Source organism: Rhodococcus sp. EPR-147 (assembly GCF_001647185.1).
GTDB lineage: Bacteria > Actinomycetota > Actinomycetes > Mycobacteriales > Mycobacteriaceae > Rhodococcoides.
Map to the genome: position 1 here is coordinate 1 of NZ_LVCU01000079.1, position 11,908 is coordinate 11,908.

An 11,908-nucleotide genomic window follows, 5' to 3' on the forward strand; every position below is an offset into this window, starting at 1 on the left:
ACGACTACATCCCCAGCGAACACGAGCCCGACGACGTCCCGTGTGCTCAACTCCAGGTTATGGAGGACGAGGTATTCCTTGTTCGCCGCTCCCGTATAGAGCTCGGACATCTACTGCTCGCCGACTACTCGACTGCGGCAATCACTCTCGACAAGTGGTACCTGCAGGAACACTTCGACGACTGTACCGACGGGTACCTGTTCACCAAGGACCGTCGCCTAGCCGCGGAAACCTGTGTCACGTGGTTCCGGGACAAGCAAGACCCGAGCGAGATGATCGACATCGGTTGCAACTATCGATTCGCCGACCAACTCGTCCCCGCGGACCAGACGCTTTTCTAGACTGGATACACGGACGATAGAAGCGTGAGTTTCGGTCGCTGAATGTACTGTCGTGCTGTAGAACTCGTCCTTCTCCATGAAAAGATTCGGCCGCGGCGAAGGACCTTTCGCAGTTGCAACTATCGAACTCCTGATCGGTCGCCGCAACCAAGTTCGACGACTTCGATCTCGTGTCCACCACAGGGCTGACTCAGGTTACGGCGATGGCGCAGCGATCGCATTGCTCACCCTCGCTCCCGAGCAGCCGTACGTGCCGACTGACGCCGGGTGCCAACGCGAACCGCGAGATTGCGTCCCTCCTCGAGGCCATAGCCAGCTGCTCGCCAATAGTGTGGAGAGACTCCACACAGATGCCGTACTTCGTCCCCCGTAGGCGCGAGTTCATAGGCATACCGGGCAACTCGGGCTACCCGCTGATCCACAGCCTCTTGAGCGTGCCTGTGCACACCGGTTGACTACTGTTCGCCGCTATGACGCAAACATCGACTCAGCAGGCACTCGGCGACCTGTTCGACGTGATCTTCCGCGACCGCATCCCGCGTTCGCCGCAGTTCGACCTAACTCCGACCACTGTGCGGCAACTCGGGGTGATCAGCGATGCGTTCGACAGGAGTGAGCCAATATCTCTCGTGGAAACCATCTCGGCACCCACTCAAACCGACGATTGGACTCTGTGGCAGACGAACAAGATGAAGTACGCCAGATCTGACCGATCAGCAATTCGCTTCAACGACTACATCGAGTTCTCGGCGATCCCCGAACACGCTCATACCGTCCGCCTCGGGCAGCTCACGCTCGTCGGCTGGGTCCTGGATCGGTGTCAGCTCGTCAAGGATCCAAGCTCTGGACGCACGATTTTCGACCCCAACGACATCAGTCGCCGCCACGGATGCCCAAGGCTGGTCGCAGATTTCCTCGCTATGACAATCGCGGCAAGCTGTAGCGCCGCACATCATTGAACGGGGGACATTGCCGAGACCGGCGGTCTGTTCTAAACAGCGACGTAGATCTTTTCCCGATGCCAGGTCAGATATGACATTTCCGGAGCGACCGAGTCTGGTCCTAGGAAGATCCGCTCTCCCAGCGGCGGCTTGCCCAGTGCATGCCGAAGAGCCGGGGTTGCTCTCACGTCGCTCTCAACTCCCGGCGCGTAGCTCACACTGAGGTCCTGATTAACGGTGATCAGCCCGGTGTCGAACGCAACATCGTGAGTAGGGCACGCAGTGAACCCATTGCGGAAGTCGAGCCGCTCATCGTCGGAGCTATCACGCCACGGCTTGATATGACTCGCCACCATCATTCTCGGCCGACGCCGTCCCGCAATAGTTCCGCTTAATCCACAAAAGACACAACAGTTTTGGTGATTCTGCAAAACCGACTGGGCGAACCGATGCTGGCCGACGCGCACAGCGAACGTGAACATTCTCTGCGTCGGCAACACAGCAGCTGTACTACGTTTCTGCCTGTGCTGGTCCAGCATCCTTTCGAATTCGCTCTCGACAACGCTGACATCGAGTTCCGCCTGCCCCTCGAGCTGAAGAGCGAAACCATCCTCAAGGTGAAGAAAATCTGGCAACTCGACCTGATCGATGCCGAGGGACCGAGCAACATCAAATATCCGCAAGTAGAGACCTCTCAGCAGATCCAGATCTCGGAGCCGCTCGGCCACTTCGAGGTCGTACTTGCCGCCATGTGATCGAGTCCCGTAAAGATTCGCCATCTTTGCGATAATCGACGTGGGCGGACGTTTGAATATCCGAGCCAGGTCCTGCACCGGGAACGGCGCGCGAGAGGCAGATGCGCTTCCGTATTTGCTGTAGTCCATTACCAGACAGGCACAGAAGCACAGCACGACTTCGCACTGAACAAAATTCTTCTGATTAGTACCCGCAGGGACATGTTCGCGAGCGAGAACCGATAGCCACTGCTGTCGCAGCATGTCGTCGGTCGGGTCGATGAACGCCGCCGCACCGCAGCTCATTGAATCTGTAGTCATTCGCCTTCCAACAGAATCGCGACTACACCGCAGAGGTGCCGCACTTCGGCGACCGTGGGTGCCAATTCATATGCATGGTGGTGGCATGCGTTGCTCAATCTGCTCCACGCCATTGCAGCAGCATCGGCGTTCTCGGCTGTGTCGAGCGACCGCAGAATCACCAACCGCGATCGCATACTCGGCCGTTCGATGTCGACGCCCAACGCCACGCAACGCTCGATTACCAATTCCTCCAACGCCTGGCGAGCGAGGAACGCTGCCAAGCGTGCGGATCCGCCTGCAGCACCATGACTTCCGTCGAGCAGAAGCTCGGCGTTGCGCAGCGCTCCTGCCGGTGACGTGGTCGTAGTCATTCGGCGAGGATCCCGTCGACCATCTTCTTCAGGTCGTTCACCACTTCCCAGGTGATCGGGCGATCTGCACCTTTGTGAGTGCCGGCGTTCGCGATATGGAGCGTCGGGAAGCGTTCGGTGCGGAAGCCAAGCCACTGCGATAGGTCGCGTTCGGAATCCTGGTGCACGGCGAGCGCAATCTTGTTGCGAGTCTTGTGGACTGCCGACCACCGCTCCTCGGTCACCAGCCGCGACTCCCCCGCCCGGTGTTGCTTCGCATAGAACACCTGCTGCGCAGCCGATTCCAGAGCCAACCTGAACAAGCCGGGTGCGACCCGCCGCTTGACGTCGTCGGGCACATACTCGTCCAACACCAGTGCCCGCACATCATTGAAATACCGGGTCGCTTGATTCTGCGTCTCGGAAACACTGATGTTGGAACCTGGTTCGCGCATCACCTCGACGAGCGGCGCATCGACTGCGAGTTGCCTGATCGCAGTGGCCAATCGATCATCGTGCGAGAACACGATGACCTGCCTGGTCTTCGCGAGCGTCGACAACACCTTGATGAAGCCGTCGATCTTCGCCGGATCCATCGCCTGGATCGGATCGTCCAGCACGATGAATCGGAACGGACTGTTCGGCGTGGTCGCTCTCGGTATGAACAGTGCCAATGCCAACGCATGCAGCTCACCCTGACTCATCACCGACAGTGCCTCGGACTCCACGCCGTCGACCGAGCCGGTCATCACCACTCGCCTGCTGGTGTTGTGGCCCACCAAGTTGATAGCACCGATGTCGACATTGCTTTCCTGCCGCAACTCCGCCCAGATGTCGCGCGCCTGCTCGGCAATCGGAGCAAGCCGCTGATCCCTCAACTGCTGTGCATGCGAGGCGATCCACCTCTTGGCCGCGTCGACGTTCTTGACGGTCTCATCGGCCTCTCGCGCCGCGAATTCGAGAGTGGCCCACGCGGCCAGACGTCCAGCAATCGGTGCCCACGTCCACGTCGACGAGTGGCCTGTCGACAGCATTGTCGGCAACGGTCACCGGCACTCCCCTGTTCGTTCTGATGGCTAACCAGACCCCACAGTTCCATATGGTGCCGACAGTTCGCAGGGACATCGAAAACGCCACCGGATGTGTCGGTACCCGATGCTTCGATGGCGGTATGTCACGACTCGACGAGGGGTTTCCGCCTCCCACGGCCTGTGTGCAGTGGTGTCAGCACCGCGCAGCTACGACCTGCATGTCCTCGACGACGGTGAGGAGTTGATCTGGATTGGTGGAACCGCCACCTCGTCAAGTTCGATCAAGCCGAATGTGCCGGCAGAACGACGATAGAACCATCTCGTTGACGCGCAATCTCAATGGCGACATCCGGCTGTACGCCGGGATGCTCGACCGAGTTCTGCAGTTCGCGTACTCGGCGTGAAGTCCTCAGGAGTGCATCCACGGCGCTGGACTTGAACACGACGTCGCGTACACCATGCGATCGGTCGACTTCAAGACTCGACAACCCCTGCAGAAGCCGCGACAAACGATGCTGCAAAGCAATGACGCGTTGGTCGTGGAGCTTTAGCGCGCGAGTGAAACTCTCGAACAAGTTCGACGGATCTGATTGTGCGTGTTCGACGGCCTGAAGAACAGTTACCCGCTGCTTCAAGTCGATCGAGAGCTTAGCCAATTCAAGGTGAGTACGAAATTCTCCACCTTGCCCGCCGATTCCTTTGAATGCCTTCTCGAGCTCAGGAATTTCGACGCGGCCGTCCTTGAAGCCCGCGAAAGCCGATTCCCAAGCAGCGAGCCGTGTTTCAGCATTCGCAAGCCCAACATTGATGTGAAAGACCGCCGTGTCCAGACCGAGTGATGCCCCGATTCGTCCTTCGTCGAGAAGAACTGCCGAGGCGGCGTCGATAATAGGGATGCACGCATTCAGCGCAGATCGTTCGCCCGTGAGTGCGTTGTCCTTCAACTCACCGAGCATCTCCGTGATCGTGTCGAGAGCCTGCTGGCGATTGCGCTCGGCGCGGGCGTTGAGCCCGACTGCTACCGCCATGACAACCAACGGGGCCGCGACGGTAAGGGCGCTTGCGCCGACGACAGCTGCGCCGGCCGTAGCGGCCGACCCACCTACAGCACCAGCAGCAGCCGAACCCGCAACAGGAACAAACGTCGCTTGGGCTGCTATGCCGGACGAACCCACTAGAGCGCTGTGGACTCCGCCTGTCGCGACCTTGGATGTCATGGATTTGACGACTCCGCTACCAAACTGGGCGGCCACCTTCGCCGGCACGACCATGCGATACAGCACCTCACCACCTGTATCCGCGACACCACTGCCACCCGACTTGGCAGTTTGGCTGATCAACTGGGAGAGGTGTGTCGCGAGCGGACTCATGCTCTCGAGATGCACACCGCCTGACAGGTCGGCGGACTTCGGCATCGGATGCGCTTCCAGTGTCGCGAGAGGCGCATCGACCAATGCGGCCAGTACTGTGCGCAACTCGTTCAGACGCGCCGTCGTCATCGAGTCCTCTGTTGTGACGAGCGGTGCCACGGCTTCTTTCGTCGCTAGTGTCCAGAACGGAATCTCTGACTTGCTTTCTAACATCGGTCGCCTTCCTCGCGTTGTTGCACACCATAACCGAACACACCGACCGGTTCGTCTGGATGTGCCGGACGCTGGCGGCCAGCTCTACGCTGTCCGTGCAATTCACGCCAGAATCGGTCGTCTAGGCCGGTCGGCTGTGTGGAGTCCCCACCGAAGAACATCACTCGTGTCGGAAGCGCGTGCAATCCTTATCGCATGCCGAACGGACGCAACGCCGACCCTGATGTGGTGGCCGAAAAAATTGCTCGCATTAGAGACCCGCACGTCCGGCCGCTGAACTCACTGGCTGACGTCATCGCAGATTCCGTCGGTCTCCCGCACGGCCACGTTCCCTACGTCGATCCAGACCAGGGTGGTATCGGTGCTCGTATGTTAGTGCTCCTCGACAACCCTTCCACCAAGGCTGAGAGCGGCACCGGTTCGGGGCTGCTGAGCCTGGACAACAACGACCGCACGGCTCGCAATTGCCGTGAAGCATATGAACGCCACGGTGTCTCACATGCCGACGTGGTCCACTGGAATGTAGTTCCCTTCCCCGTCGCAGGCATCAAGAATGGCGGTTCCACCCCTGCCGAGCGAACTCGATCTGTGAAATGGACGAAGGCTTTCGTCGAGTTGTGCCCACGAATAGAGATCGTTCTCTTGCTCGGTGCCGCAGCTCGTGACGGTTGGGCGCGTTCAGGAATCGACCGGGATCTCTATGTCGTCCCTGGGAAGATTCCTCACTGTTCGGCACGGGGGTTGAACACGGGCGGCGGACGCGAGCGCTTCGAGTCCGCGATCGCACAGGTCGCGGAGATGCTTCGATAGACACCAGCCGGTCACGCTCCCAGATGCACCTGCCGGTTGAACTGGCCTGTCAGCAACGGTCACCGGCACTCCCCTGTTTGCTCCGATCGCCTACCAGACCCCATCCATATGTGACCGCCAGTGCGCAGGGACATCGGGAAACGCCGACGAATCTGTCGGTACCCGATGCTTCGATGGCGGTATGTCACGACTCGACGAGGGGTTCCCGCCACCACAAGCCTGTGTGCAGTGGTGTCAGCACCGCAGCTACGACCTGCATGTCCTCGACGACGGTGTGGAGGTTGACCTGGATTGGTGGAACGGCCACCTCGACCGGGCAGGACACGATCTTCGGCTGCGCGGCCGCAACCTCGACGGAGAGATCGTCGAGTACGGCGGTGCCACCGTGCAGCGCAACGATCTTCGTATCGGAACCGATCTGGCTGTAGGGGAACATGATTCGCTCGGCCTGCTGTTTCTCTGCGCAGCCTGGCAGGGCAGTCACCGGCACCGCAGAGCGATGCGACGTTTCCCGGACGTCATGAACCCGCACCTCAGCCGTCCCGATGAGAACCCCGTCGCCAAGACTCTCGCTGTGCTCGACAGCTGCGTACGCAACCGCGCAGTGCCCGATCATCCGAACTCGACCTGGTCAGGATGGCCCGATGCACCCGGCGTCGGGATGTCCCTGATGGCCACGTTCCTGTGGGCGGTGAAGGCCTCGGTCTACGGCGGGTCGGCACAACTGATCGACCAATACGGAGTCTCGACCCTCATCCACGAAGGATGGCTCGAAGATCCGTCCGTCACCGGATTCACTCGTCGTCGCTACGACCGCTACGTCGAACTCATCACCGCATGGGCCACCGTCATCGGCACCAGCCCCGAACTCGTCGAAATGTGGCTCGTGCAGCGCTGGAGCGCCCGGCTCAACGAAGCACGACACGGTCGCTACACCGCCCCCACGTTGTTCTGAGCGGCCAAGCCAGCAGCTACGCAGAGCGGTTGTCGCACATCGCCACGGATCAAGGTCTGGACGGGTAGTCAAGCAACTCAGATGTAGAACAGACTCACTGCACATTGATTGCGAGCAGTCATTGCTCCAGCCTGGACCACCATTCTGGCCGCGGAGCTGTCGTGACGATTTCCTGCGACTAAATCGGCTGCACGGGTAATCTGCCCAAAAGTCGGTCACGAGAAAGCGATACGCGAGATGGAGCCTCCTCCCGGGTCAGGATCGTTCAACTCCGAGACCGGCCGCCATGAGAATGACGGTTGCTACTGGGATGGGAAGATGTGGCGACTAATCGTCGAGAAGCAACCTAGCTCGCGGAAGTGGCCGTTGACGTTGCCGCAGTCCGCAATTGCGGGAGCAGCGATGGCAGTCGTGTTTTTCCTGGGGGTGGCGGTTGGTGGCGCAGGTGAGGGCGAGGGTGACGTGCGCGCTGCTCAAACCACCACGCGGACACTCCCACCATCCCCGACCGGCGCACAAGACCGAGGTGGGCCCGGACAGCCCAGCGAAACTGCTACCAAGTCACCGTCACGAACTACTACCAGCACGACGAATCCAAATGCTGCTGCGGTCGAGGCCAGTCGGGTGACGATGGAGTCTCGGCAAGCTTCCGTCGACGCACAGGCAACCAGATTGGACCGTCAGACCTACGCCGCGATCGGCGAACGCGAATATGCCGTGCTGGCCCGCAATCCAGACGCGGAAAAAGGAAAACGGTTTGTCCTGTACGGATACATAACTCAATTCGACTCTGTCACCGGAAGTTCCATGTTTCGTGCGAACACCTCAGCAGTCGGCGGTACCCAGTGGTATGACTTCGACCTCAATACGATAGTGAACTTCGATCCGACCGTCGGGCGAGACGTCGTCGATAAGGACATAGTAACGCTGTACGCAGAAATTATGGGAAGTCAGACATACACGACGACATTGGGAGGGAACGAAACAGCACTGGTGCTCAAAGCAAACATAATCGAAGTCACAGGCTAGGGCCTTCCCATACTCTCGTCGCCTACCCGAACTCGACCTGGTCCGGCCGGCCCGACACGCCTGTCGTCGGAATGTCCCTGATCGCCAAGTTCCCATGGGCGGTGAAGGAAGAGAGCGGGCCATGCGCAGCACCGAGCTTGGTTGGTCTTCGTCGCTTGCGCATTTCATCCCGCTAGCTCAACGGCTGCGAGGTGGATCCCGCCGCCGGCGACGAGCGGTTTGATGCACGCCGCGTTGCCGCGGTGCAGGTGCCGCGATTACGGGTCAGTGGCCGCAAACGACGCGACCCCGACGATCAGTGGGGCAACATGAGCGCCGCCAGCACCAAAGTCGATTGACATGTCTTTCAGCTCCACCCAAAATAGTGCGATACCAATGCGCTCACTAGGCCGCCGGCGATTGATGACCCTAACGGCGTCTGAAGTATATGTAGATCGTCCGAAGTGCTTATTGTTCGATCAGACGTTTCAATCGGTGCAGTCGAGCCGATCGTAATTATTGGATCAAGCTGGTTTCGGCTTGATTCGGAAGGCCTTTGAGATTTTTCATTGTCTGCATATTGATCCGACCCCATAGCCTGGAAGGATATCCTTACCTTTTTGTCGTCGATCAGATAACGGTCAGAGACAGAGAGGGGAACGCGCCGTTCTTTTTCCCAATCGAAGGGGCTTACTAGGCGCTCGTCTTCTTGCCAGTCCCACCGGCGTGCCCTTACCTGTCGGCTCCCGCCATGGGAGTGTTGTCCGTGTTCCTCGATGTCGGTTCTCGAAAGTGTCCAAGAGCGCCTGGTGGGCGATCCAAAGATCACATGAGTATGAACGGTTGCCTGAGTCCAGGCGGTTGATCGTCCGTCATCGCAGCGCCAAATACTGTCAAAACACTTGCGTGCGTTAATGTTGTCGCCTGATTTTATAGCCCGCGGCGGCCTCACGTTAATCCATCGCGGAAGCCCATCTGTTGCGACGAATGGTGAAAATTCAAGATCTCGGCCATTTGGCTGACCGAGGGTGCAGAAGGTTCGGATAGGTCTTGAAGGCTGAGATGACACCGAGCGTGGTTGTGCGCTCACTTGAGCTTCCCCTCTTATCTGATCGGTCGTGTAAGTGCGCCGGCTCGAACTCAGAAAACAGTAGCTGCATAGCTGCGTTCTCGCTGTAAATCGCTTTCCAGTCGGGTCCACACTAAAAAGTTAATTGAGATTGCGTGGCCATGATAGACGTGGTCGGTGACTGTTTCTTAAAGCGGTTGGGTTGAGCAGGCCTACTATCGTATCCGTACAGAAAGTATCGCAAGAATTAATCAATTTATCGACTGCAGTAGCCAATTTTGCGCCACAGGCGGAAGGTGTGTCGGTAGCAGGTGTTGATGTTCGAACGTCGACCACAGGCTCTGTGCTCCTGCACTTACCCAGTAAGCCGGTTGCTCCAATCGAACGCCGCGACCCGTGGAGTTCACGTTCCTGCTTCATGGTCCAATTAATACATCGCGTCCCCCTGCCTAAGGGCATGATTGTGCCCGTAAACTTTCCGCCAAGCTCGCCGACATCCAAGTCCAACGTGTCAAGTAACAGCCCGGAGAGCAGGTGATCGGCCGCGCCCCACCCGAGCACCTTCTTCGAGTGCTCGTTCTTGGCGGCGCAGATGATGGAACTTATCAAAAATGCTTAACCTCGCTCAGCGAAAGTGCTTAACCGACTAACGGTGATCACATTAGCGGTTGACGGGTCCCGGTGACAGCATTGCGGAGCATCTCCGAGTGTGAGCTGCGACCGCGGAGCCGGTACGAATCACAGGAGACACCGACCATCGATAAGTAGGCGGTCGAGCATGGCTGCTACAACGGTGTCGTCACCGCTAATCGTTCACCACAAACTACCTGCCGGCTTTCTTGCTGCAATTACTCTCGCGATGCTGTCACGCGACGGCCGAGTCTGCGGTGATTTGGCGACTGCAGTAAGTGGCCGACCGCGCGGTGCTAGTCAAGGTTAGTGCCTTGCCGATCAAGGTTCGCGAAACCCATCGAGTAATCCACCAGGTGCCGGCACGCATCGACCAACCCCGATAGATCGCCTACTCCGGCCGAGTTCAAGGTTGAACGAGGCACGACACGGCCGCTACACCGCGCCCACCTTGTTCTGAACGGCTGGAGTGCGGTGGAGGGGTTGCCGCGCCGCACCTCGCGTTCTATGGTTATTCCGGAATTACGGAATAGCCGATGGGAGAACTCGATGCGTCGCTCGACCTGGATCTCGACAGCCTGTGTAGCTGCTCTGTTGGTGGGCGGATGCGCCACCGACACCGACGCAACCGCAGCGACCACCACTACCCCGACGCCGGAGGACTGCGCTCCCGTCACGTCCACCGACCTCGCCACCGAGGACGGATGGATCGGACTGATCGATCAAGCGCCCGACACCGTCAGCCTCGTCATCGACGACGGGCGCGGCCGAACCGTCGAACATCGCGCCGACCAGGAGCAGGTACTTGCATCCGCAATCAAGGTGGTGCATCTCGCCGCCTACGCCCAGGCAGTCGCGAACGGCACCATCGACCCGAACGAGCAAGTGGCTCTATCGGATTGGGAGCGGTGGTACGTACCCGGTACCGACGCCAACGCGCATCCGAAGGCCTTGACCCGGTTGGGCATTGCCAACGCCGGCACCAACGCACCCGACCCCAACGCCACGGTCCGCATCGACGACATGGTCTCGGCCATGATCCAGGAGAGCGACAACTCGGTGCCCGACTACCTGCGATATCGACTCGGCGATCAGGCACTCGTCGACGCCGCAGCAACCGGAGACTGGGAGAACTTCGAGCTACCGAGCATGGTGGCCGACATGCTGTCGCTGTTCGACCCCGCACTCGCCGACGCGGAACGCTGGGAGACCGCACAGAAGTGGGCATTCGACCCGCAGTTCCGGACCCAGGTCGAGGCGTCCGTGCAACTGCCCACCTACGAAGACCAGGCGTCCAGGGTCGAGAGCAGTTTCCGCGGCGGTTCGGCCGAAGAACTGAACGGAATGTATCGCGCCTTCACGGACGGGACCTACGGCGCGGCATCCGACACCATTCTCCGCCAACTGGAATGGCAACCAGCAGGTGACAGCGTTCGCGGTATCGGCTTCAAAGGCGGCAGCCTCCCCGGTGTTCTGACCCAGGGATTCGAGCTGCGCCGCAACGACGGAACAGTCGCCACGGCAGTGTGGCTGATCGATGGCCTCCCCGCGGACAGATTCGATCAGGCCATGACCCAATTCGGCGTACAGCAGCAACTCATCCTCGAGGCGATGCAATCGTCGGACGTGCTCGACCGGATAGCCTGCGTGGTGTGAGCACCGAGTTCGAGTCGAGACTGGCAGAGTTGGAGGCGCGCGTCGCCGAGCTGGAACGACGCGACGCTCCCCAGCAGCTCGATGCCGCCCCGTCGACAGGCGGCATGATCGCCTACCAAGGGGACGTGCATTTGCACGGCACGGTCCGCTGGGACATCGGCTACTCCCCCGACGCCATCGTGGACCTACCTATTCCCTCCGCATCGGAAGTGCTTGCCGCTTTGGGACATCCGGTGCGACTGCAGATCGTGCGAACGCTGCTGCGAGGCCCTGCGAACGCTGCGGATCTCCTCGCATCAGTAGGACTCGGCTCGTCCGGCCAGATCTATCACCACCTCAAGACGCTGAGTTCGGCGAACATCGTCGAGCAACACGGCCGCGGAGACTATCGAATCGCCGCCAAACGAGTTGTGCCGCTCCTGGTTTCGATGCTCGCCGCCGCCGATATCGCAGGCGATCTCGGTACCTGACCGCCTACAACACCGCGTGTCAGGGTA

At 59.7% G+C, this 11,908-nt stretch carries 11 protein-coding genes and 1 pseudogene; 8 read left to right on the top strand and 4 right to left on the bottom strand.

From position 1 onward, the window contains the following. Both A2J02_RS04060 and A2J02_RS04070 read left to right on the top strand, forming a co-directional pair. A pseudogene (locus A2J02_RS04060) lies at positions 1-341 on the top strand (hypothetical protein); the annotation flags it as partial. Positions 342-811: 470 nt separating this feature from the next. Continuing rightward, positions 812-1,300, top strand: a complete 489-nt coding sequence (locus A2J02_RS04070; RefSeq protein ID WP_068047136.1) for a type ISP restriction/modification enzyme — start codon at positions 812-814, stop codon at positions 1,298-1,300. 32 nt (positions 1,301-1,332) lie between these two features. On the opposite strand, the gene A2J02_RS04075 is transcribed toward A2J02_RS04070, so the two are convergent. From A2J02_RS04075 to A2J02_RS04090, 4 genes are all read right to left on the bottom strand, one after another. Then, positions 1,333-2,337, bottom strand: coding sequence for an HNH endonuclease (locus A2J02_RS04075; protein WP_068047139.1), 1,005 nt, complete (start codon positions 2,335-2,337; stop codon positions 1,333-1,335). Beyond that, positions 2,334-2,690, bottom strand: a complete 357-nt coding sequence (locus A2J02_RS04080) for a hypothetical protein (protein ID WP_068047145.1) — start codon at positions 2,688-2,690, stop codon at positions 2,334-2,336. Before A2J02_RS04080 ends, A2J02_RS04075 begins: the two co-directional genes overlap by 4 nt. Further along, positions 2,687-3,703, bottom strand: a complete 1,017-nt coding sequence (locus tag A2J02_RS04085; RefSeq protein WP_231893666.1) for a hypothetical protein — start codon at positions 3,701-3,703, stop codon at positions 2,687-2,689. The genes A2J02_RS04080 and A2J02_RS04085 overlap by 4 nt, the downstream gene beginning before the upstream one ends. Positions 3,704-3,981: 278 nt before the next feature. Beyond that, positions 3,982-5,283: a hypothetical protein gene (locus tag A2J02_RS04090; protein WP_068047151.1), complete on the bottom strand. Its 1,302-nt coding sequence runs from the start codon at positions 5,281-5,283 to the stop codon at positions 3,982-3,984. Positions 5,284-5,478: 195 nt separating this feature from the next. Between A2J02_RS04090 and A2J02_RS04095 the strand changes: the two genes are divergently transcribed. The 6 genes from A2J02_RS04095 (at position 5,479) to A2J02_RS04115 (ending at position 11,881) form a co-directional block, all read left to right on the top strand. Further along, positions 5,479-6,093, top strand: coding sequence for a uracil-DNA glycosylase (locus tag A2J02_RS04095; RefSeq protein WP_068047154.1), 615 nt, complete (start codon positions 5,479-5,481; stop codon positions 6,091-6,093). A gap of 181 nt (positions 6,094-6,274) precedes the next feature. Next, positions 6,275-7,048, top strand: coding sequence for an 8-oxoguanine DNA glycosylase OGG fold protein (locus A2J02_RS04100; protein WP_068047156.1), 774 nt, complete (start codon positions 6,275-6,277; stop codon positions 7,046-7,048). Positions 7,049-7,450: 402 nt separating this feature from the next. Next, positions 7,451-8,077, top strand: coding sequence for a hypothetical protein (locus tag A2J02_RS27565; protein WP_156516077.1), 627 nt, complete (start codon positions 7,451-7,453; stop codon positions 8,075-8,077). 191 nt (positions 8,078-8,268) lie between these two features. Then, on the top strand, positions 8,269-8,415 hold the full coding sequence (locus A2J02_RS27570; protein WP_156516078.1) for a hypothetical protein: 147 nt from the start codon (positions 8,269-8,271) through the stop codon (positions 8,413-8,415). Between the two features lie 1,889 nt (positions 8,416-10,304). After that, positions 10,305-11,411: a serine hydrolase gene (locus A2J02_RS04110; protein ID WP_068047160.1), complete on the top strand. Its 1,107-nt coding sequence runs from the start codon at positions 10,305-10,307 to the stop codon at positions 11,409-11,411. Beyond that, positions 11,408-11,881, top strand: coding sequence for an ArsR/SmtB family transcription factor (locus A2J02_RS04115; RefSeq protein WP_068047162.1), 474 nt, complete (start codon positions 11,408-11,410; stop codon positions 11,879-11,881). Before A2J02_RS04110 ends, A2J02_RS04115 begins: the two co-directional genes overlap by 4 nt. Positions 11,882-11,908: the final 27 nt, after the last annotated feature.